Below are 22,828 nucleotides of genomic sequence, written 5' to 3' on the forward strand. Positions count from 1 at the left end.
AGTTAGACTAATATACTTATAATAAGTTTTTTAATATTGCCTTTTGAGCATGCAAACGGTTTTCGGCTTCGTCATATACGACTGAGTTTGGTCCGTCTATAATTTCAGAAGTGACTTCCTCTTCTCTATGTGCTGGTAAACAATGAAGAAAGATGAAGTCTTCTTTGGCAGCTTCACATATAGAGGCGTTAACTTGGTAAGAATGGAATGCTTCAAGGCGTTGTTTCTCTTCCTCCTCTTGCCCCATGCTTGCCCACACGTCCGTTACAATTATATCAGCCTGTTCAGCGGCTTCCTTAGGTGAAGTTGTATAGGTTATTTGGCTCCCCTTACCTAGAGCTTTCTGCTTTGCTTTTTCAAAGATTTCTTCTGCAGGTTGATAACCTTCTGGGGTTGCAATAGATAGATCCATACCTACACATGCCGCGCCTTCAAGCAATGAATGGCACATGTTATTATGACCATCACCAACATAACATAATTTAAGGTTAGATAACGTTCCTTTATACTCATAAATCGTTAATAGATCAGCGAGTACTTGTGTTGGATGATGCATATCCGTTAGCCCATTAATAATCGGTACATCCGCATGATGAGCAAGTTGTTCAATGGTTGAATGATCAAACGTCCGAATCATGATGCCATCTACATAGCGGGATAGAACTTTCGCTGTATCCTCAATCGATTCGCCTCTTCCTAATTGAAGGTCGTTCGCATTTAAGAATATTCCATCACCACCTAACTGTTTCATACCAACTTCAAAAGATACGCGTGTTCGTGTAGATGATTTCTCGAAAATCATTCCTAATACCTTACCCTTTAAATAAGGATGTGGTATTCCATTCTTTAGCTGTCTTTTCATTTCCATGGCTTGATCTAATAGTTCATAAATGTCTTTGCTATTAAAATCATCAAGAGTTAAAAAGTCTTTATATTTTTTCGTCATTTGAGATGAACTCTTCTCTTGTACAATATTGATACTCATTTACTTCACTCCTTCTTGGATAGATGAATTTGCAGCCAAATTTCGATATTCTGTAAGAGTTGCTACGGACAGTACACACTTACGCTCTGAAAGTTTCATAGCCGCTTCAAACGTGTCGATCGCTGTGAATAATGGGACTTGATAGCGAATGGCAAGTTCTCTTATGTTAGAACCTAATGTTTCATTGTTTCGTCCCTGCTTAGGTATATTTAACACGCCAGCCACTTGGCCATTTGACATCCAATGTTTAATAGAATCTATATTTTTTACTGATTCTGATACAGTTATCCCATGGTCGTTAAGGAATTTGGCTGTACCAGGAGTAGAAATGATCTGAAACCCTTTTTCTTTAATTCTTTTTAATACCTCTATACTTTTTATTTTTTCTCGTTCCGAGATGGTAACAAATATAACATTCTTTTGTTCAGAAAAGTGTAATGGATTTTTTTCTCCCATAAATAAAGCTTTATCTAGTGCATCTTCTACAACTTCTCCAAGGCCTAAACGTTCGCCTGTCGATTTCATTTCTGGTCCTAATACCTGGTCAACATGTCGTAATTTGCTCGTTGAGAAAACAGGGGATTTAACAGCGTAGTAAGAGGTATTGTCATTTAGTCCATCTTTCAATCCTTGAGATTGTAAATCATCTCCTAGTTGAACCCTTACCGCTGCCTCTATCAACGAGTGGCCTGTTACTTTATTTACAATCGGAACTGTACGGGATGAACGTGGATTCACTTCAAGGATATATACAATGTCTTCGTGAATAACAAATTGTATGTTCAATAGCCCTCGAATGTTTAATGATCTGCAAATACGCTTGGTATAATCAGCGATCGTATCTTTTATATAATCTGAATAAGAAACGGAAGGAAAAATAGTTACACTATCTCCGGAATGTACACCCGCTTTCTCGATGTGCTCAAAAACTCCTGGTATATAGACATTCTCCCCGTCACAGACAGCATCAATTTCACATTCATCTCCTGGTAGATACCGATCAACTAATAGTGGCCAAGATTCTGTAGAATGTTCGATTTGACGTTTCATGTAATTCTCCAAATCATGAGCATAATAGAATGTATACATCGATTGCCCACCGATCACATAGGACGGTCTCACGAGTATCGGAAAACCTAATTTCTTAGCAGCTTCACGTAATTCATGTCTGTTATATACAGTCTCTCCTTGTATATGGGGTATGTTTATTTGTTGTAATAGTTGATAGAAATGATTGCGATCTTCCAACTGATCAATTGCATCAGTAGTAGTACCTAAAACCGGTACCCCTTCATCCTTTAATCCGTTGGCAAGATTAATAGCAGTTTGTCCTCCAAATTGTAAAAGAATCCCATCAACTTTTTCTTTCTCAACAACATTTAAAACGTCTTCTAAAGCCAAGGGTTCAAAATAGAGTCGATCTGCGGTGGAATAATCTGTGCTAACGGTTTCCGGATTATTATTGATAACAATAGCTTCATATCCTTTCTCTTTCACTGCGAAAGTCGCCTGTACAGAACAATAATCAAACTCTACTCCCTGACCAATTCGTATTGGCCCAGACCCAACGATGAGGATTTTCGGTTTCTGATTGATTTCTACTTCATCTTCACCATGCTTAGTTGAGTAGTAATATGGGGTTTGAGCTATGAATTCAGCTGAACAAGTATCGACAAGCTTGTAACGATGGTGCAAACCTAGTAATCTAATTTTTTCCCTGACCTTTTCTTCTTCAACTTCATAGATTTGAGCAATCCGATGATCACTCATATTTAGGAGTTTTACTTGCTTAATCAAGGAATCAGGCACTTGATCCCAAGTATAATAAGATAACTGGATTTCCAATTCTACAAGGTCTCTTATTTTTTCTAAGAACCATAAATCCATTTTTGTGACCTTTTGAACCTGTACGGTTTCTGTACCACGTCTGAATAGTTCAGCAATAGCAAATAAACGTATGTCTGTTGCCTTTTTTAAATGATAATAGAGTGTACTTTCTTCAACATCTTTAAATGATGGATCGTATAATCCTGAGATTCCTTTTAGTTCTAATGAACGTATACCTTTATACAGGGCTCCCTCAAAAGTTCTATCAATGGCCATTACCTCACCTGTAGCTTTCATCTGCGTTCCTAATTCACGGTCTGCTTCCGTGAACTTATCAAAAGGAAAACGAGGTAATTTGACAATGACGTAGTCAAGTGCCGGTTCGAATGCTGCGAATGTTGTTCCTGTAATCGGATTTGGAATTTCATCTAAATGGAATCCTATAGAGCATTTTGCTGCCATACTGGCAATTGGATAGCCCGTTGCTTTTGAGGCAAGTGCTGATGATCGGCTGACCCTTGGATTCACTTCAATAATGCAATATTGATCAGAATCAGGGTCAATCGCAAATTGAATATTACACCCTCCGATAATTCCTAATGCCCGAATAATTTTAACCGAAGCCGTTCTAAGTTTTTGATATTGAATATCTGTAAGGGTCTGTGATGGTGCAACTACTATGGAATCTCCTGTATGCACGCCAACTGGATCTATATTTTCCATATTACAAACCGTCAAGCAAGTATCATTGGAGTCTCGCATAACTTCATATTCGATTTCCTTCCAACCTTTAATACTTTTTTCTATTAATACTTGATTGATCGGACTTAAATGCAATCCATTTTTTAAAATGGAGTCTAACTCTTCTTCATTTGAAGCTACTCCTCCGCCTGAGCCACCTAACGTATAGGCAGGACGAATGATGATTGGAAAGCCAATGTTTTGAACAAACTCATATCCTTCTTCATACGTATGAATGATTTTCGATTCAGCGATCGGTTCCTCAATATCCAGCATTAGCTTTCTAAACTTTTCTCTGTCTTCTCCCTTCTGTATGGATTGAATTGGAGTTCCTAGAACATCAACGTCATACTGATCTAGAATTCCATTTTCATATAATTGTACGGTTAGATTTAAGCCTGTTTGGCCGCCGAGTGTTCCAATAATTCCATCAGGCTTTTCTTTTTTGATTACTTGTTCAATGGTAGATACGGTTAATGGTTCCATATATACCTTATCTGCCATTGATTCATCGGTCATGATGGTTGCCGGATTATTATTAATAAGGACTACTTCTATATTTTCTTCTTTTAGTGCTAGACAGGCCTGTGTTCCTGCATAGTCAAATTCAGCTGCCTGACCTATGATGATAGGACCTGAGCCAATCACTAAAACTTTATGAATATTCTTTTGCATAGGCATATGTCATCTCACCTGTTTGATTGATATTTTGTAAAAATTGCTTAAATATGGGATAGGTATCGATCGGCCCTGGGTGTGCTTCAGGGTGAAACTGCACGCTTTCAATTGGGTACTTACGATGCTTTAACCCTTCAATAGACTGATCATTTACATTTTTATAAGTGATCATAAACTCATCATCGTTAATACTTTGTTCGGTCACCACATAGCCGTGGTTTTGTGAAGTAATCCACACCTTTCCTGTTTCAATTTCCTTAATAGGGTGGTTACCTCCTCTATGACCAAAAGGCAATTGGTCTGTGTTCGCACCGTAAGCCAATGCAATGAGCTGGTGACCAAGGCAAATCCCCAGTGTTGGATACTTTTTTGTTATGCTTTTAATTTCCGGAAGCCATTTTGATAAAGCTGTTGGATCTCCAGGGCCATTACTAAGCAAGACTCCATCAGGATTGTACTGGCATATTTGTAAATAGGTTGTACAATACGGCATTACGGTTACTTTACATCCTTCTTCCAGTAGCGCGTTTAATATTGATTTCTTATATCCATAATCAATCAGTGCAACATGAGGACCGTTTCCCTCATAGGTTTTGACCACGTTTGTAGATACTTGAGGTACTAATGAAGTGTCGAATAGAGAGAGATCATTAAATGATGAAAAGGAGGCAGGATTTTTTGTTATGACCCCCTTCATCGTTCCGTTATTACGGATTTTTTTCACAAGCTCTCGTGTATCTACCCCAGCTAAGCACGGAACGCCTTCATTTTTGAGGTAATCTGCAAAGGTTTGAAATGATGCATAGTGATTCGGCTTACTGCATAAATCGCTTATTATAACCCCGGATACATGCACATTTTGACTTTCGTCATCTAAATGATTTACACCATAATTACCGATTAAAGGGTAGCAAAAGGTCATAATTTGGCCTGCATAAGAAGGGTCTGTTAGAATTTCCTGATACCCTGTCATGCTAGTATTAAAGACTACTTCCCCTGTAGAGAGATCATCATCCCCAATCAAGATACCTTCAAATCGTTCTCCATCTTCTAATAGTAAATATCCCTTATCCATATACGACCCTCCTAATCTAAGGTTTTAAAAATAGTTCTCATTACATTAATAAATACATCTATTTCACTTTTATCTGTTGTAAGTGGAGGCAAAATTCTAACTACATGCTGACCAGCTGTTAGAATCAAGACATTATGTTCACGTGCTTTATGCACGATATCGATTGCCTGTTGGCTTGTTTCGATCCCTAAAAGGAAGCCTTCCCCTCGAATGTCATAGATGACCTCTGGAAATTGAGCTTTTAAATCTTCGAGTTGTTGTTTTAAATAGGTACTGTTTTCATTACACTGCTTTAGTACTTCTTGTTCTTGTATGGTTTCGATCGTAGCTAAAGCCGCTGTAGTAGCAAGAGGGTTTCCGCCAAATGTACTGGCATGGCTACCTGGAACAAAAGCGTTAGCAACGTATTCTTTTGCTAGAACAGCACCAATCGGAAATCCTGAACCAAGCCCTTTTGCCAATGTGATCACGTCAGGTTCAATTCCAAATTGCTCATAAGCAAATAAAGTCCCTGTTCGACCGATCCCTGTTTGAACTTCATCAACCATAAGTAATATGCCTTTGTCATGACAGATGTTAGCTAATTGTTGAATCCACTCCGGGTTGGCCGGAATGATTCCACCTTCGCCTTGAATGAGTTCGAGCATAACAGCACTGGTATGTTCTTGGTGAATTTCGTTTAATGCCTCGAAATCATTGTAAGGAAGATAACGGAAGCCTCCAGGTAACGGAGCAAAACCATCTTGGATTTTTTCCTGACCTGTTGCTGTTAACGTTGCTAATGTCCGACCATGAAATGACTGAGAAAATGTTACGATTTCACCAGGGTTCTGCTCTTTACATTTTTGTGAATATCTTCTTGCAAGTTTAATAGCTGATTCATTCGCTTCAGCCCCACTATTACAAAAAAAGGCTTGATCTGTACAACTTAATTCAGTCAATTTAGATGCGAGCTTTTCCTGAGTAGGGATATGATATAAATTGGAGCAATGCCATAACTTATTAACCTGTTCTTCAACCTTTTCTTTTACACGTTCTGGAACATGACCAAGGTTACATGTGGCAATGCCTGAGGTATAATCTAGAAAATAATGAGTATGTTCATCCCAGACATAACTGCCTTTACCAGAAAGAAGTGTTATAGGAAGGCGATTGTATGTTGACATTACTGAATGATCAGCTATTTCTTGGTTAAGTGGCATAAAAAGTTTCCTCCTTATCAAGAGTGATTTTTGTTCCAACCTCTTTTCCATTAAGGTAATCTAGTAAACTATTTGGATCTAAACCATTCAGTATGATGGCTTCTGATACCCCAAATTTAAGACTTTCTAAAGCGGCATTAACTTTTGGTAGCATTCCCCCACTGATCTTATTCTCAGTAATCATGCTTTCAATTTGGTGGTGAGATGCTGTTTTTAGTACAGTAGTTAGTCCTTCTTCCTCCAATTGGATACCTGGAACATCACTTATAAAGCAGATGTTTGCATGGAGTTCCTGAGCAATTGCAGCAGCTGCAACGTCACCATTGATATTATACTTTTGTCCATTATCATCAATGCCAAGAGGTGAAATGACGGGAATGTATCCTTGTTCAGTAAGGTGTTCCACAATATCTGTTTGGACACGTTGTACTTCACCTACAAACCCAAGTGGATGATTCTCTGAAATGGGGGCAGCTTGAATGAGCTGACCATCAACACCACTTAAGCCAAATGAATCTCCCTTTACTTTTTTTAAATTGGCGACAATCTGTTTATTAATGGTGCCACTTAATACCATTTCAACAATATCTAGTACTTCAGAGCTTGTTACCCGCAGCCCTTCATGAAAGGTTGTTTTAACACCGTATTTATTAAGAGCTGTTGTGATGTAAGGACCTCCGCCGTGAACAATTATCGGTTGGCATTGACCGCTTCTTTGTAATGTCACAATATCTTCGTAAAAAGAAGCAGGTAATTTTTCATAGATGCTACCACCACATTTAATAATGAGCTTTTTCATATAAAAATCTCCTTTTATGTTCGATATGCTGCATTGATTTTGACGTAATCATAAGTTAAGTCGCATCCCCAAGCCGTTGCGTCACTATCTCCTTGATTTAAATCTACAATGATTTGTACATTCTCTTGGTTTAAATAGGATAAAGCGTCTTCTTCATTAAATGAAACTGGGTTTCCGTTCTCTATCACAGTTATATTTCCTAGGTAGACATTAATTTTTTCAAGTTGAATAGGTTCTCCAGCATAACCGAGAGCGTTGACAATCCTGCCCCAGTTCGCATCGTTCCCAAACACTGCAGATTTGACAAGATTAGAACCTACAATCGTTTTACTAATCTTTTGAGCAGCTTCATTTGTAGAAGCTCCTTTAACTTCAACCTCAATGAGTTTAGTCGCCCCCTCTCCATCCCTTGCAATCATCTTAGAGAGGCTTTCACATACGATTTTGAGTCCCTGTTTAAACACTTGCCATTCTGGATGATCCTTAGTTAGGGGATTATTTTCAGCCATTCCATTTGCCATTGCCAATACCATATCGTTCGTACTCGTATCCCCATCAACTGTAATCATATTAAATGTGCTCTGTGTGATTTCACTTAAAGCATCTGATAAATCATCTTGGTCCACTTTGGCATCTGTTGTAAGAAAACCAAGCATCGTCGCCATATTCGGGTGGACCATACCAGACCCTTTAGCCGCTCCACCGATGATTACTTTTTGGCCATCAATGTTCAATTCAATTGCAATATGCTTGATAAATGTATCCGTTGTTAAAATGGACCTCCCAAATTGCTCTGCTTCTTGTACATGAAAAGGTATTTGATTGATCCCTTGTTTGACTTTCTCCATCGGTATTTGTGTTCCGATAAGACCAGTTGAGACTACGGCTGTATAATGTTCAGGTAACGAGAAATGCTGTGCGAAAGAGGCTCTCATGTTATAAGCTTTTTGAAGCCCCTCTTCACCAGTACAGGAATTTGCCACACCCGAATTAACAAGGATAGATTGAAGCTTTTGTTCAATAGCAAGACTTTCCTGTGTCACTTTTAGAGGGGCGGCCTGAAATTGATTTGTCGTATAAACTCCAGCTGCATCTGCAGGAACTTCAGAGTAAATCCAGCCGAGATCCGGTCGCTTTCGTTTGATCCCACAATGAAAACCACCAGCTTGAAAACCTTGAGGTGATATTACACTGCCATCAGATATAACTTTATAATCTTCTGTTTCTAATAAATCAACTTCTGTTACAAAACTTTTCAACTATATCCCTCCCGTGTTTATGGATAAATAGGGGCACCTGTTAGTCCTGTTGTTTCATCCCATCCGTATAGTAGGTTCATATTTTGTATGGCTTGACCTGATGCACCTTTTACTAGATTGTCAATTACTGAGACGATCGTTAGTCTGTTTGTTCGTTCATCACAATGAATACCTATGTCACAGTAATTAGAGCCATAAACCTCTTTTGTTTTTGGTAAATCAGCTGTTTCCCTTACTCTTACAAAAGGATGATGTTCATAAAAAGATTGATATAAAGCCGTTACGGTTTCCGAAGACATTGGCTCTTTTAAATCAGCATATATCGTACACATAATGCCTCGGGTCATAGGAACAAGATGAGCTGAAAAAGTGATATTTTCTGTGTTTCCAGAAAAAGATTCAATAAGCTGTTCGATCTCTGGTATGTGTTGATGAGTTCCCAATTTATAGGCCTTTACATTTTCATTCACTTCACTGAAATGAGTTGCAAGTGAGTTTTTCCTACCTGCTCCCGAAACCCCTGTTTTACCGTCAATGATGATACTGTTTGATTTTACCCAATCCTCTTTGATCGCTGGTAAGATCCCAAGTAAAGCAGCTGTTGGATAACATCCAGGATTAGCAATAAGATTAGAATCTTTGATTTTTTCTTTATTTGCTTCTGAGAGTCCATAAACTGTTTGATTCAGAAGATTGGATGATGCGGGCTCTTTTTGATACCACTGTGAATATACTTCAGGATCTTTTAAACGATGGTCTCCTGATAAATCGATGCATAATACGCCCTTTTCTGAAAACTGGGGTAGGAGCTCTAGACTTACTCCAGGTGGGGTAGAGAAAAATACTACATCTACACTGTCTGCTATTTGATTTACATTAATTTGAGCCAAATCCATTTCTATTATGGTTGAGAGGTGTGGATAGAGCTCCTTTATATTCGTTCCACTTGTTGAATGAGAAACGAGTAACTCAATTTCGGCAAAAGGATGGTTTTGAAGCAACCGTATTAACTCAACCCCCCCATAACCATTAGCACCAATAATCCCTACTTTCATAGTCATCCCTCCAAGTTTATAAGTTTGATAGGATAATAAGTTGGCAGATCTTCTTATTCAAACTGTAAAAATGTATAAAAAAACACTCGCCTCTTTTTATTTGAAAGAGGCGAGTGTTTTTTTCACCCGCGGTACCACTCTTATTGTTCCATCATAAGGAACCAACTTTTAAGCTTTATAACGGTAGCAACCCGGTCAAAATGTATAAACACGAATATTCTATACAACCTGACATCTCCAAAGTGCGGTTCATTACATTTCCTGTCCTGGGCTTCCACCATCCCCAGTTCGCTGATCACATTCCATGTAACTACTCTCTTCTTCATTAATTTTAATTTTGTATTTATGAATAAATATGTATGTTGTTAAATTATTATACACTACATTTATATTGTGTCAATAATCTTATTATCAAAAATTGTGAATATTATATATTTTACATAAACTCGTTTGCCTTAAATAAAGGGATTGAGTGTTAGATATGAACCTAAATATCTAATGTTGTTCGGTTGTATAAAAAAGAGACTAAATCAATAGTTTGATTTAGTCTCTTTTTAGTGTTCTTCAAATCGAAGTTTAAATTATACACTTACATTTTGTTTTATTTCTAACTGCTTTGCTGGACCAAAGAACTCAAAATGGATTTGTTCTTCAGAAACACCCAATTGATATAATGCATTGTAAACGGTGTCCATAAAAGGTTCAGGTCCACAGAAGTAAAAGTCCATTTCATTGTGAGGTAAAACCTCTTGTAACCATTCGAAGCTAATTATACCTTCTTTATCATAGTTTCCATCTTTTCGGTCCGCTTCAGTCGGTTCAGAATACACGATGTGTGACGTGACATTTTCGTTATTGTTTGATAACTGTACTATCTCTTCCTTAAGCCCATGTACGTTCCCATTACGTGCTGCTTGAATAAATATAATTTCGCGTTCCGGTTGATTTTTAACAACTGTATTAAGCATGGATGTAAGAGGTGTTAGTCCAACTCCTCCACTTAATAAAACAATAGGTGTATTCTTATTTAAATCGAGTACAAAGTCTCCAGCTGGTGCACTTACTGGGAAAGTATCTCCTTCTTTTATATAATCATGTAAGTAGTTGGATACACTACCTTTTCCATCTCGCTTTACACTTATTCGATAATACGGTTTATTTGGTGCATCAGATAAACTATATTGACGAATATGACGGTAGGTATCTCCTGGTATGGTAAGTTCTACACCGATGTATTGACCTGGTTGAAACACAGGTAAAGGAGATTCATCGACAGGTTTTAAGTAGAAAGATGTAATTTCGTCACTTTCTTGAACTTTTTGATCTACAAAGAAAGGCTTATAACCGCTCCATCCACCAATTTGATTTTCTGCTTCTTTATACATATTGTCTTCAACTTCGATAAATACATCAGCAATGACTTGATAAGCATCCTTCCAAGCATTTAATATGTCGTCCGTTGCTGCTTCACCTAATACATCCTGAATAGCTAGTAAAAGATGTTCTCCTACGATTGGATAATGTTCAGGTTGAACACCTAAACTTCTGTGTTTATGAGCGATTTGCTTAACGACCGGAAGAATATTTTCTAACTGATCAATATTATATGCTGCAGCAACAATTGAATTTGCTAGTGCTGTTGGCTGGCGTCCTTTCTTCTGATTGGTTTGATTAAATATATTTAATAGTTCCGGATGGTTTTGAAAGAGCATTTCATAAAAACGAGATGTAATTTCTGTTCCCTTTTCTTCTAGAATAGGTGCAGTAGACTTAATAATTTCTTTCTGTTGAGTTGATAGCATAAAAGCAACCTCCAATGAAGTGTTTTGTTGATCTATCTTTATTTTAATAAACGAGTCCTGCTAAAAATGTGATATACATCACATTTGCAGTGACAACTTTATGTACATTTTAAAAGAGCCAAGGACACCATTTTAGTGGTGAACTTGGCTCTTTTGTATCTAACGTACATATTCTTTTAGTTGGTTTATATCTTTTATATAAATGCCTTTTCGACTGACTTGAATTAAATCGACTTTTTTCAAATGATTGAGTACTCGATTAATTGTCTCTCTCGAAGAGCCAACAATGTTAGCAACATCTTGATTTGTAATTGGCATGTCAATAAAGATCTCTTGTTTGTCAAATTGTCCTGATTCTTGCGCCAGACGAATTAATGCATAAACTACGCGATGTTGTACGTTTTGCGTGTTCATTTCTTGGATTCGTTGAGTTAATATAGCGATTTTTTGGCCTAAGATTTTCATAACTTTCATAGCGATTTCAGGATGATTTAACATAAATTGATTAAAATCATCTATGCGTATCATAAACAATACCGCTTCAGACATCACTTCAGCTGTTGCTGGATAGGGTGTTTCCTCAAAAAAACCTACATGAGGAAACATATCTCCGGCCTGAAGAAAATTAATGATTTGTTCTTTTCCGTCGTGCTCTACTTTAAAAGTTTTTATGGTACCTGAATGGATAAAGAACACAGCCTCTCGCTCTTCCCCTTCCATAAACACGTATTCTTTCTTATGATATGTATGTTTTAATGTAATATCTTGTAATGCAATTAAGTCCGCTTCATTTAATTCTGCAAATAAGGGGACTTGTTTTAACACCTGAAATTTTTCTGTCATTCCTTCTCGCTCCTTCGATAACAGTGTACCATTCTTGTGTAATATTCTTCTATATGAGTTATGAATCAAATTAGAGGATATAATAAAAAGAAGTACTCTAAAAGAGCACTTCTTAACTCGTTCCTTACCGAGCAATCCATTTTTGTATTTTGTCTATCAAATCATCCCGTATTTCATTCACAATTGAAAAATCAACTGCACCAATGTAATAAGATTCCAGCTCATCTCTTAAGGATTTAACTTCAGATAAGTAAGAGATCGCTTCTTTCATTTTATTTTTGTATGCTTTTGTTGTTCTCTCTATTTCTTTTGCATACGTTTCATCTGTACCAGGTTTTATGCACCGCCCATACATATCCACGATCTCATCCTTATCCCGGTCAGGAAAGTACTCATGAGGGGCAGTTGAATCAAATATAGCTATACTCTGTTCACGAATAATCAACATATCCAAACTATTAGGATCAAATCCACAATGATAGACCTCAACATCAAAACCCTTGCTTTCCCCTGCAGCAGCTATCTTCTTAAGCATTGTCGATTTTCCGGATCCTGCTCGACCTTTGATGAAAAAGCGTTTGTCTATGTCTTCTGTAAGGTTCTGTATAAAATCCTCGGCACCATTTGGCGTTGCAGCACCAAGAAAGCGATGACGTATGGTAGGTTCTTTCTCCAATTGTTTTTGACCGAAAATGCGTCCTGTCAGCTCTTCTGTTAGTTCATTTGCTTTTGTGAAATCCATGTTTGAAATATAGACATCTTCTATTTCATCATGTGCACGAAGAGAAGCAGCAAAAGTATCATATGCTGTTTCATACGTATCAGAAATTTTCTTATTCAGGGCTAAAATATCTTCTTTGTGTAAAGAGAGCTTTTCAGAATCCCAGGCAACTCCTAGATTTATATATTCTTCAATAACTCCAGGTGCCTTTGGTTCAATAACATGTGGTGCTGTCCCATCTACTATACCTATTTTATAATCAGTTAGTATCACTCCATCAATGGATCCGTTATCTGAAGCACAATGTAGATATTCAATATTCATGTTTTGATCTGTAAACGTTTCTCCAACCGATTTCATTAATGTCGATTTCCCTGTGCCTGGACCACCTTTAAGTATATACAACTTTTCTAAACCTTTTAGAGCGGAGTCAAAAAGACTATAGAACCCTTTAGCTGTATTACCACCTGCATAATAGTTGCGTATTCTCCCGGTCATCCTATCACCCTTTCATTTCGTTACAAATATTATATGTAAAGAATAAAAAAGGGTGTTCGCCTATTGAACAAAAGCGTAAGCGCCCGGTTAGCAACGTATATGCTGGACTGAGCTGCAGTAAGATTAACTAAACTTGCTGATTGGCAAGCCGGTAGGCGCAGACAGAAGCTTAGTTGCCGTGGTACTTTAACCTAGAAATTTTCCCCACGTCGAATCTCTTCGGTGGTAAAATTTCATATCACCAAACGTGTAAAGGAAACACGAAGAGCAAAGCGATTCGATGTTGACTTATCTTACGGAGAAAGAATGATCGACTAAAACCGTCACGTCCTGTGACAACGTCGACCTGACCCACGTCGTGTGGGCCCAAGCATACTAGTTGCTGGGCGCTGGAGCTGGATGTGGCCACGCTCTTATTAATGAGTTATACACAAGCCTCCAATTTTATAATTGCCTATACAAAAAAGAAGCACGTATTTTAAACGTACTCCTTAATTTGAACGTTTTAAGATATAGTAAACCCAATCTTTCCGAAGTTCTTAGAGTCGCGAATATACCTAAATGCTTCTTCATAATCGGACATAGGGAACATTTTATCAATTTCAGGCTTAATCTTGTTTTCCTCAACAAAGTGCAGCATGTCTTGTAATTCTTCTCGACTCCCCATTGTTGATCCTAATAAATTATATTGGCCATAGAAGAACTTCCGTATATCGATCTCTACTTGATCATCAGTGGTGGCACCAAACGTTACAATTGTTCCTCCTCTTCGTATAATACCTAGTGATTTATCAAACGTAGCTTGTCCAATACTCTCTACAAGGACATCAATTGACTCACCTGCAAGCTCTTTATTCCAGTCCGACTCTGTATCAATAGCTAAATCTGCACCTAACTGTAAAGCTTCTTGTTGTTTTTCTTTACTACGAGAAGAGACGATCACTCGAGAGCCTATTGCTTTGGCAAACTTTAAAGCAAAGGTTAACACGCCACTTCCTATACCAGGCAACATCACTGTATCCTCTTTTGTAATTCTGGCACGAGAGAATAAGACACGATAGGCAGTAAGAGCAGCTAGTGGAAGTACAGCAGCTTCTTCCCATGAGAGAAATTGTGGCTTTGGCTCGATGTAATCTTCAGATGAAACATAGTACTCTGCAAATGTACCATGACCAGGTAATCCCACAATTTCAAACCCTTGAGGAGGTGCATCGCTTTTTTCTTTCCAACCTAATCCTGGATTGATAACCACTTCGTCTCCGGCTTTAAAGCGAGTTACGTCACTTCCGACTTCTTCTACAATTCCTGCTCCATCTGAGCCTAAGATCAAATCAGGATCATCTGTTTTATGTCTTGATGTAACAGCAAGATCACGTCGATTCATTCCTGCAGCTTTTAATTTAACCTTTACATCATTTGACTGCACAACAGGTTCATCGATTTCTCCAAAACGCAATCCGTCTAACCCAACTTTTCCTTTATGTATAATTGCTTTCATTCAAACATCTCCTTACACCTACTAGTGTTATCGTTTATTGTAACAAGGAATAGTCCCTAACCAAACAAAAAACGCTCACAGTGAATGAGCGTTTACCAATAACTTATTTTAATATATCAAATATACTCAAAATCGATACACCAAAAGCGGCTGAAATACCTCCAGCACTAAAAGTAAGAAAGAAGAAGAGCCAACTCATGTTTTCTTTCTTTTTCATATATATAGCATAGATAAGTGAAAACAATATACCAATAAGCATGGCACCAGAAGTGGTATAAGGTAATAAAAGGTCCAGATTCATAGCACGTACTCCTTTAAGCATTGATCTAGACCGATTGTAACATATTTCCCCTTTGTATTATGTGAAAACTTTACGATATCTCGTTTAACGTTTTCGAGTTAAAAAATATAAAAACCAGACTGCATGATTTTGTTCATCTGCAGCTGCTCGTCGAAATGCTGCTTGGATATAGGACTCTGTTGCTTGATCTGCAATATCCAGATAAAAATCTGTTGTTTTCTGTTCATCCTTAAAGGCTACGTCGATTCCCCTCCGATATGATTTTGGACACTCTTCAATCTGCTTAGGAGTGGGTTGGCGACCAGTTAAATTCATATAAATTTGCGTGAATTGACGATAATGATTTCTTTCATCTTTACGAATTTCCCTTATTTGTTCTTTTTCTTCTTTAGAATCTGCCTGATCAATCAAAACCTTATAACATTGAATTGCGCTATATTCTCCATTTATAGCCTGTTCAATGTCTCGGATTAATTGCTGATTTTGACGATCCATTGATTGATAATAGTATGGATAATACACCCTCATCCCTCCACCTCATGCTGTTATTACATTATATGGCGATACTACGATTTTATGTTTTCCCTTAGATTGACGAGTTCTTCTGTGTTAACTATACTTAAAGAATTGAATAGATAGATAAGGGTGAGAATATGGAGTTTCGAATGAATTACGCTTCCTTTTACGTGATCCAAGTAGATGGAAAAGGTGACGATCTACAAAAACAATATAAACACTTTCAAACGATGGATTATGAAGAATACAGTGATAGTGCCCTGAAGGATTTCTTAGATGGGGAACTAAAGAAGATTGTAAACCGCAAAGTGGAACGTCATCCAAGGTCTGAACAGGTACCCACTAAACTTGGACATTTCATTGTTGAACCTGGACACGAATTGGACTCTAACCCGAATTATAATGTCTTCCGTCGAGCACAAGTTGCACAATCCAAAGAAGAATTTTATCAGGTTTCTGAAATGTTTGTTGATGCTTATGTGGATGCGAGTGCCATAAGAGGCGGAGCATTTCTTGTGATTTCAGCTACATTAGAGAAATATTTTGACGAACCCTTTATTTTCTTGTTGAAATGTGACTTTGAACCAAAAGTTGCCTCTATTTCAGACGAATCTACCTTGATCCGTTCTGTAGAAATGGCTATAACGACTAAGAATATGAAATCCATTCAATATCCGTATATGCCTGAAAAAGGGATGCTTGAGCCAAATGAGTTAAAAATCCATCAGGCTTCACATGCCCGTTACTTTGAGGATTTCTTAAAGTTCGTCGCATATGGAGAGTCCATGCCTGAAATTCAGAAAACTCAAGTGAAAAGTATGGTACAAGAACATGTTCAGGAAACCTTTGAGGAAGATAGTGAAGAATTAAAACAATTTGAAGAAGACCTTGAAATATGGGAAGCAAGTGAAAAACGAGAATTAAAAGAACGTCTCACTACAGAACAAGTAGTTGAAGCAACAAGTCAAATGGTTGAAGAGAATCCTGAGATCGAATTGAATATGAAAATTGGGGAAACGACCGTAAAAGGAAAACTGGCTGATTATGGTGAGGATATCCATTTAGCTAAAGTCAATGGTCGTTACGTGCTTTTAATTGAATCTGACTTTATTCAATTTGATAAAGGCGTTTCTCCAATTGAGTTTCAAAAGCCGAATGAATTACAAGACATCATGAACCACATTATGAACAAGGAGCGTTCGTATTGAAGCAATTAGCACATAAACAATTTGACCATATGGGGATCGCTGTCCGCCAAATGGAAGAAGCGGTATCATTTTATACAAACATACTAGGTGGCGTAATTGTAGATGAATATACAAGTGAAGCACCAGGTGTTGAGACCCATATAACGATTATAGATATTGATGGTTCTAGAGTTGAATTGCTAAGACCAACTAGCAAAACATCCCCAATCCACCGCTTCATTCAGCAAAAAGGAAAAGGTGTTCATCATATTGCCTATAAAGTTCCTGAACTAGATGAAGCGATCTCAGAACTTAAAGGACAAGGGATTCGTTTCCTTGAAGATACACGGAGAACAAATATCCATGGTCGCAGATTAATTTATATAAACCCTGCTGATACTGAGGGCACAATTATTGAGTTATGTGATTACCCTGATCAAAAATAAGTATAAACATGCTTAGTAAATTAAGAAGCCTAACCCAAATTTTAACCGGACTAGGCTTCTTTTTATTGGTAACTCATAAATTTGCAATATTAGCTAGCAATTCATAAGACCTTTTCTTCGCTTCAAAATCATATATGTTCGTAATAATGAGAAACTCATCTGTCTGATACTGCTCACTTAAGGATTTTAGTTCTTCATAAACATCTTCAGGTGTGCCGATAATGGCTCGTCGTCTGTTGTTCTTCACTTTCTCAAACTCTCGTGATGAAAATGTATACTCCTTTACTTCTTCAATTGAAGGAACACGTGTATCAATAGCCTTCTCAACTTGTAAAAGCCACTTGTCCTGACTTAAAGCTAATGTTTCCGCTTCTTCTTTCGTTTCGGCACATACAACAAATACACAGGCATTAATCGCTGGTTCCCTTCGTGCTTCCGAAGGCTTAAAATGGTTCAAATAAGTCTGTATAGATTCTTCAGCTTGATCTGGATTAATGAAATGGCCAAATGTGAATCCAGTCCCGTTTATAGCAGCATGTTTGGCCCCTCTCTCTGTTATGCCTAGAATCCAAGTGTCTGGATTACTCTTTGTTCGAGGTGTTGCAAGAACCCCTTTATATGCATGGTCCTCTGGAAGTGTATCGTATAAATACCCATGTATTTCTTTTACTTGTCTTGAAAAAGCACTTAATGTCTTTGAAAGACCATCTGTAAGGGCTAGTCGGGTTTGTTGAGATCCCCCCGGTGAACGACCAAGCCCAAGATCGATTCTTCCTGGAAAAAAGGCTTCTAGCATTTTAAAAGTTTCCGCTACTTTTAATGGGCTATATTGTGGTAATAGTACTCCACCTGATCCGACTCTAATTTGCCTGGTTTCAGCAGCAATACGAGAAATTAATACCTCGGGTGACGAACTAGCAAGTCCGTTTGTATTATGATGCTCAGCTACCCAATAACGATGGTATCCAAGTTGTTCAGTAAAACGAGCTAATTCTAAGGTTTGATGTAAAGCTTCTTCTGCTGTTTGTCCTTTTGAAATGGGAGATTGATCTAATACACTTAACTTCATAATAGCTTCTCCTTTAATGTGAACTGCCTCTATATACTACATGAAGAATTGGACTTAATTCCAATATCATGTTCATTTCATGCATAACCCCCATTGCTTTGTGAACATTAATTATTTGAATTAACCTCCCAAAATTGTTACTTTTATATACACATACCCGTATAGGAAGGTAAGGTAATCATGTTACAACAAACAGGAATCAAACGTAATCTAACCTCTTTTATATTGTTAGTGCTTACAAATTTATTTGTTGGCTCTATGGTTGGACTAGAACGGACGGTCCTTCCTATTATAGGCGAAGATGAATTTGGCTTAACATCCACCTCTGCCACGCTCTCTTTTATTATCACATTTGGCTTTTCAAAAGCATTAATGAACTTTTTTGCAGGGAGTCTTGCTGATCGTTTTGGTAGAAAGAACGTTTTGATTGCAGGATGGATTGTAGGAGCATTTGTTCCATTATTAATTATTACGGCACCTGCTTGGTGGGTCATTATATTTTCTAACGTTCTTCTTGGTATTAACCAGGGATTAACATGGTCTATGACCGTAAATATGAAGATCGATTTATCCTCCTCCCATCAAAGAGGACTAGCAGTTGGACTAAATGAATTTGCTGGATATATAGGGGTTGCCCTTTTTGCATTCATAACAGGTTACTTAGCTTCCATGTATTCACCAAGACCCGAGCCATTTTTAATAGGCTTCGGCATAGTCTTAGTCGGACTTATTCTTTCTTTTATGGTTCCAGATACATCCTCATTAGTGAGCAAGAATACATCAAATGACAAACAAGAGACTGAGCCCTTCAAGAAGGTGTTCTTAAAAACGTCTTTTAAAAACCGTCACTTATCAAGTGTTAGTTTCGCAGGTTTAACAACAAACCTTAAGGATGGTATGGCTTGGGGACTATTTCCCTTATTTTTCATAAACACTGGATTGTCAGCAGGACAGATTAGTCTTATTATTGCAATCTATCCAGCAACTTGGGGAATATTTCAGCTCATTACAGGTCCATTAAGTGATCGAATAGGAAGAAAAATCCTCATTACTTCCGGCATGTTCATTCAAGCGATAGCACTTATAGGAATTACTTTCGGAAGCGGATTTGGCTTTTGGCTAATAGCTTCTATCATCTTAGGACTTGGAACAGCAATGGTATATCCAACTCTTATTGCTTCTATTAGTGATGTTGCACCAACTAAGACAAGAGCAACTTCACTTGGGATCTATCGTTTTTGGCGAGATAGCGGTTATGCAATAGGTGCACTATTAGCTGGTAGTATTGCTGACCTTTTAAGTGTACAATGGAGCATAGGAATAACAGCCTTATTTCCTTTATTGGCATCAATTTACACATTAGTTTCACTAAGAGATGAAAAAAATAAAGGAACTATAGAAGGAGAAAGATAAATGAAGGTTTATGTTGATGCTGATGCATGTCCCGTAAAAGATATCATTATAGAAGAAGCACAAAAAGCAGACGTACCTGTCGTTCTTGTGAAGAGTTTTTCGCATTTTTCTCTTGAACCTGATCCAACAGGTGTAGAAACGGTTCATGTAGACACAGGTGCCGATGCTGCTGACTATCGTATCATGAAGCTTGCTAAAAAAGGAGATCTGATCGTAACGCAAGATTATGGTCTCGCAGCACTTGGTTTAGGTAAAGGCTGCAAAGTACTTCATCATAAAGGGTTCATCTTTTCGCAATCGAATATTGATCAACTTCTTCAAACACGTCATGAAAGTGCTAAAGCAAGAAGAGCCGGAGAAAAAACAAAAGGTCCTAAACCCTTTACCTCAGAAGACCGAGAACAGTTTTTAAAAGTCTTTCGTGAGGTATTAGACGAGAACTAAAAATGCTTCGAGCCATTTAAGCTCGAAGCATTTTTTATTGCTTTTTAATAACGTTCATCTCTAAATTCTTGGTCCAATTTATCCTGAAGCTTTACCATCCTCATCATTACAACTGCCGCTTCTGCCTTTGTAACACTCTCATTAGGATAGAATTTTCCATGATTCCCTTTCATAATGCCAAGTATATCTACTACCTGAATAGCTCCTTTATCAATATTATCCGCTATATCAGAGAAGTTTGATTTCTGTTTCAAAAAAGTAGCAAACTGATCATATTGAAGAATATTTACAACAGATTTAGCTAGTTGCTCACGTGTAAGTGCTTTTTCAACAGGGACCTGACTTAACTCCTCGTCTAACCACTCTCTTCCATCTGCAAACAGAAGAGCTGTATAAAACTCATTTTCTTTACTAATGTTTTTTTCTTGATCCATATTTCGTTCCATGTAACGTTCATAATTTGGTTCAATGGCTTTTGATATCATTTGTAGCCACTTGCCATATGTGATCGTCTCATTTGGATTGATTTCACCTGCATCATTTACTTGGAGAATCTTATGTTTCGCCAATGCCATTAGTTCGTCTTTTGCCCAGTGTCCCTCTAGATTAGCTGGCTGATTATATGTTTGTTCTTCTCCATTATTACTATAGAGTGATCTCCATTTACCCGTTTCGGCATCTAAAACTACATGCTGATGAGGAACATCTTTTAATGTTCTTTTGTAAACAAGCTTCATATCACTTTGTTCCTTACCATCTTCCCCGATCCCTTCACGGAAAAGGTTGTATTGAAGTTCAGCCATTAAATGTTTCAAATATGCTTCCCTAGCCACATCCTTTGAAATTGTTTCTTTCAGATCACTTACTTTTTCTTCTAGTTGTGGCGTTTGCTGAACATTATAATGAATAAGTTCACCATCGAGGGAATACGTCATGGTAACTCCATCATTTTGGACCGGTATGTCATTTAGGTAGCGTTGAAATTGGAAAGAAACCACGTTTTCATGACTTGAATAAAGACTAGCTTCTTTATTCAGTTTCCACTTTAAATCTTTCGTTGCATTTGGATATAGCGATTGAATTTTAGAAAGAGCAAGTTGAGTTATTTCTTCATTTGTAAGGGACTCATCTTGTTCTATCTCTAATGAGTTTGTTCCTGGGCGAAGTGAACGAGTTGTTACTTCAACTAGTTGTCCTGTTTTAGCATCTACATAAGCTCGAACTTCATTTTCATACCCAAATGCTCCTGGCTCCAACCATTTTAAATGCCATACAGGCTTTTTGTAATTCCAAGAACCATCTTCTCTTAGTGAAGTTCTTTGGAGTTGTTTCCCTTCAGGAATATTTACAGCATTGGTGACAACATTTGCTGCTTGTTCTGCCGTAATGCGTTCACCCTTTTTAGGTTCCACTGCTTTAAAGGTTTTATCACCTTCTGGTATTACTTTAAAGGTGGATTGTTTAACATCTAGAGGTTCTCCATTTGCTAAGAGATACTCTCCCGTTTCAGCATCTATAACTTCTGAAAAACCTTGATGATTTGGCTCCCAGCCTAAATATACTCTAGATTCTTCCTGATTTATTCGATCTGTTATATAACTTAATTGAAGTTTTAAGTCTTGTTTAAATTGTTCTGTAGCTTCAGATAAAGTTTGCTTCGCATCAGAAGAAGGATATTCATAAGAATCAGATGGTACATTGAAACTTTCTAAATCTCCATCACCTGAGATTTCAACATGATAACGCTCATTTGGAGATGGCACACCATTAATCTCTGGTTGAAAACTAAAATAATAGGAAATTGGGCCAAACAAAGGGTCATTTGTATAATAAGGCATTTCACCAGTAAGAAGTGTATCATACTTATGGTTTGGAGCGGCTTTTTTGATGAATTGTTTTGCCTTTTCCTTCGCTTCTTCTTTCGTTACCTCAGGAGGATAATAGGACGGTTCATCATTTGTAAGAATGGAAGGAATATGAACATTTAGAATATCCCCTGTCATCGCATCTACTTTACTTGAAAAACCATGACTACCATTTTCAATAGCGTATCTCCAATCAATTTCCCACACCATTTGATTTTTCGGAATCGGATATCGATTCGTCTGGCCTAATTGTACAGATTCAACTTCTGCCTTTTCCAAAACAGGAAATAACTCTTTAACTCTATCAATAGCTTGTTCTTTACTAAATTTCACGTTCTCAGGGTTGGCTACATTATGTATAGACTCTTGTTGTTGTTTTGAATCGGAGGTTTCCGCATAAGCAGGTTGTCCTAATAAAGATAAGCTCAGTATAGGGGCTAATGTGATAACTCCAAGCTTCCCCCATTTTTTAACACGATATGTCATAATCGACTCTCCCTTTTTTTATTCTATTTACTATACGCGCCCGAAAGGAAAATGTTTCAAATATTTTCTGTTTTTTCATATAAAAAGAGCATACACTTATGTGCATGCTCTCCATTAG

General features: G+C 37.5%; 19 protein-coding genes and 1 other annotated feature. Of the genes, 4 read left to right on the plus strand and 15 right to left on the minus strand.

What is annotated here, in order from left to right; all coding sequences use genetic code 11:
* Nucleotides 1-16: 16 nt before the first annotated feature.
* The 13 genes from argF to H514_RS0103710 all read right to left on the minus strand — a co-directional run bounded on the left by argF (nucleotide 17) and on the right by H514_RS0103710 (nucleotide 15,812).
* Nucleotides 17-985 (minus strand): ornithine carbamoyltransferase, encoded by a 969-nt coding sequence (gene argF / locus H514_RS0103650; RefSeq protein ID WP_027445724.1) that lies wholly within the window; start codon nucleotides 983-985, stop codon nucleotides 17-19.
* On the minus strand, nucleotides 986-4,234 hold the full coding sequence (gene carB, locus H514_RS0103655; RefSeq protein ID WP_027445725.1) for a carbamoyl-phosphate synthase (glutamine-hydrolyzing) large subunit: 3,249 nt from the start codon (nucleotides 4,232-4,234) through the stop codon (nucleotides 986-988).
* On the minus strand, nucleotides 4,209-5,306 hold the full coding sequence (locus tag H514_RS0103660) for a carbamoyl phosphate synthase small subunit (RefSeq protein WP_027445726.1): 1,098 nt from the start codon (nucleotides 5,304-5,306) through the stop codon (nucleotides 4,209-4,211). The genes carB and H514_RS0103660 overlap by 26 nt, the downstream gene beginning before the upstream one ends.
* An 11-nt stretch (nucleotides 5,307-5,317) precedes the next feature.
* Nucleotides 5,318-6,508, minus strand: coding sequence for an aspartate aminotransferase family protein (locus H514_RS0103665; RefSeq protein WP_027445727.1), 1,191 nt, complete (start codon nucleotides 6,506-6,508; stop codon nucleotides 5,318-5,320).
* Nucleotides 6,498-7,307, minus strand: a complete 810-nt coding sequence (gene argB, locus H514_RS0103670; RefSeq protein WP_027445728.1) for an acetylglutamate kinase — start codon at nucleotides 7,305-7,307, stop codon at nucleotides 6,498-6,500. The genes H514_RS0103665 and argB overlap by 11 nt, the downstream gene beginning before the upstream one ends.
* A gap of 14 nt (nucleotides 7,308-7,321) precedes the next feature.
* Complete coding sequence (gene argJ / locus H514_RS0103675) at nucleotides 7,322-8,566, minus strand: bifunctional ornithine acetyltransferase/N-acetylglutamate synthase (protein WP_027445729.1); 1,245 nt, start codon at nucleotides 8,564-8,566, stop codon at nucleotides 7,322-7,324.
* A 17-nt stretch (nucleotides 8,567-8,583) separates the two neighbouring features.
* Nucleotides 8,584-9,621 carry an N-acetyl-gamma-glutamyl-phosphate reductase gene (gene argC / locus H514_RS0103680; protein ID WP_027445730.1) on the minus strand — a complete coding sequence of 346 codons (1,038 nt, stop codon included), beginning with the start codon at nucleotides 9,619-9,621 and terminating at the stop codon, nucleotides 8,584-8,586.
* 102 nt (nucleotides 9,622-9,723) lie between these two features.
* Nucleotides 9,724-9,956 (minus strand) — a binding site (T-box leader).
* Between the two features lie 246 nt (nucleotides 9,957-10,202).
* The gene (hmpA, locus tag H514_RS0103685; RefSeq protein WP_027445731.1) at nucleotides 10,203-11,423 is read right to left on the minus strand and encodes an NO-inducible flavohemoprotein; all 1,221 of its coding nucleotides are present in this window, start codon (nucleotides 11,421-11,423) and stop codon (nucleotides 10,203-10,205) included.
* Between the two features lie 159 nt (nucleotides 11,424-11,582).
* A complete protein-coding gene (locus tag H514_RS0103690; protein WP_027445732.1) occupies nucleotides 11,583-12,266 on the minus strand; it encodes a Crp/Fnr family transcriptional regulator in 684 nt (227 codons plus the stop codon).
* Nucleotides 12,267-12,390: 124 nt separating this feature from the next.
* Nucleotides 12,391-13,485: a PRK06851 family protein gene (locus H514_RS0103695; protein ID WP_027445733.1), complete on the minus strand. Its 1,095-nt coding sequence runs from the start codon at nucleotides 13,483-13,485 to the stop codon at nucleotides 12,391-12,393.
* A gap of 505 nt (nucleotides 13,486-13,990) precedes the next feature.
* The gene (locus H514_RS0103700) at nucleotides 13,991-14,983 is read right to left on the minus strand and encodes a zinc-binding dehydrogenase (protein WP_027445734.1); all 993 of its coding nucleotides are present in this window, start codon (nucleotides 14,981-14,983) and stop codon (nucleotides 13,991-13,993) included.
* Nucleotides 14,984-15,086: 103 nt separating this feature from the next.
* On the minus strand, nucleotides 15,087-15,284 hold the full coding sequence (locus H514_RS0103705; RefSeq protein ID WP_027445735.1) for a hypothetical protein: 198 nt from the start codon (nucleotides 15,282-15,284) through the stop codon (nucleotides 15,087-15,089).
* Between the two features lie 84 nt (nucleotides 15,285-15,368).
* On the minus strand, nucleotides 15,369-15,812 hold the full coding sequence (locus H514_RS0103710; protein ID WP_036841614.1) for a ferritin family protein: 444 nt from the start codon (nucleotides 15,810-15,812) through the stop codon (nucleotides 15,369-15,371).
* A 125-nt stretch (nucleotides 15,813-15,937) separates the two neighbouring features.
* On the opposite strand from H514_RS0103710, the gene H514_RS0103715 reads away from it, so the two are divergent.
* Nucleotides 15,938-17,008 carry a DUF3900 domain-containing protein gene (locus H514_RS0103715; protein ID WP_027445737.1) on the plus strand — a complete coding sequence of 357 codons (1,071 nt, stop codon included), beginning with the start codon at nucleotides 15,938-15,940 and terminating at the stop codon, nucleotides 17,006-17,008.
* 29 nt (nucleotides 17,009-17,037) lie between these two features.
* Nucleotides 17,038-17,433, plus strand: coding sequence for a VOC family protein (locus H514_RS0103720; RefSeq protein WP_036841646.1), 396 nt, complete (start codon nucleotides 17,038-17,040; stop codon nucleotides 17,431-17,433).
* A 73-nt stretch (nucleotides 17,434-17,506) separates the two neighbouring features.
* Here the strand turns inward: H514_RS0103720 and H514_RS0103725 are convergent, their stop codons facing one another.
* Entirely contained in the window at nucleotides 17,507-18,502 is a 996-nt protein-coding gene (locus tag H514_RS0103725; protein ID WP_027445739.1) for an LLM class flavin-dependent oxidoreductase, read from the minus strand.
* Nucleotides 18,503-18,682: 180 nt separating this feature from the next.
* Between H514_RS0103725 and H514_RS0103730 the strand changes: the two genes are divergently transcribed.
* Together H514_RS0103730 and H514_RS0103735 are read left to right on the plus strand one after the other, a co-directional pair.
* A complete protein-coding gene (locus H514_RS0103730) occupies nucleotides 18,683-19,915 on the plus strand; it encodes an MFS transporter (RefSeq protein WP_027445740.1) in 1,233 nt (410 codons plus the stop codon).
* Nucleotides 19,916-20,359, plus strand: coding sequence for a YaiI/YqxD family protein (locus tag H514_RS0103735; protein ID WP_027445741.1), 444 nt, complete (start codon nucleotides 19,916-19,918; stop codon nucleotides 20,357-20,359).
* Nucleotides 20,360-20,403: 44 nt separating this feature from the next.
* Here H514_RS0103735 and H514_RS0103740 read toward each other — a convergent pair whose 3' ends face one another.
* Nucleotides 20,404-22,710 carry a YcdB/YcdC domain-containing protein gene (locus H514_RS0103740; RefSeq protein WP_027445742.1) on the minus strand — a complete coding sequence of 769 codons (2,307 nt, stop codon included), beginning with the start codon at nucleotides 22,708-22,710 and terminating at the stop codon, nucleotides 20,404-20,406.
* Nucleotides 22,711-22,828 lie beyond the last annotated feature (118 nt).

Origin of the sequence: Pontibacillus marinus BH030004 = DSM 16465, assembly GCF_000425225.1 — a bacterium.
Classification (GTDB): Bacteria; Bacillota; Bacilli; order Bacillales; family BH030062; genus Pontibacillus; species Pontibacillus marinus.